The organism is Vibrio sp. 1978 (assembly GCF_033344345.1).
The window spans coordinates 1-551 of the sequence record NZ_JAWPOP010000876.1 but is presented as its reverse complement, the minus strand read 5'-3'; the positions used below and the strand labels follow the sequence as shown (position 1 = coordinate 551).

Annotated in this window: 1 protein-coding gene; it reads left to right on the top strand. The window is 45.6% G+C overall.

Annotated elements, in window-relative coordinates:
* Positions 1 to 23: 23 nt before the first annotated feature.
* The coding region (locus R8N49_RS29630) for an NTP transferase domain-containing protein (RefSeq protein WP_318190760.1) at positions 24 to 551 on the top strand (528 nt) is incomplete at its 3' end.

Here is a 551-nt window from a genome sequence, read left to right as displayed (position 1 = left end):
CAGAAAACGTCTATAGGTTCTCAATGAAGTTCAGTGCTGTGATTCTTGCAGCGGGTAAAGGTACTCGTATGCACTCAAATATGCCTAAAGTGCTACACACTTTGGCAGGGAAGCCAATGGTTAAACATGTTATCGATACTTGTACTGGCCTTGGCGCACAAAACATTCACCTAGTCTTTGGTCACGGTGGTGATCAAATGCAAACCACACTTGCAGATGAGACTGTCAACTGGGTACTTCAAGCGGATCAGCTTGGTACTGGCCACGCGGTGGATCAGGCTTCTCCACGTTTCGAAGACGATGAAAAGATCCTAGTTCTTTATGGTGATGTTCCACTGATTTCTCCTGAAACCATTGAAAACCTACTTGATGCACAACCAACAGGTGGCATCGCGTTACTTACTGTAATGCTCGATAACCCGACCGGTTACGGCCGGATCATTCGTAAAAATGGTCCTGTGGTTGCTATCGTTGAGCAAAAAGACGCAAGCGAAGAACAAAAGCAAATTAAAGAGATAAACACTGGCGTAATGGTTGCGACTGGTGGTGAT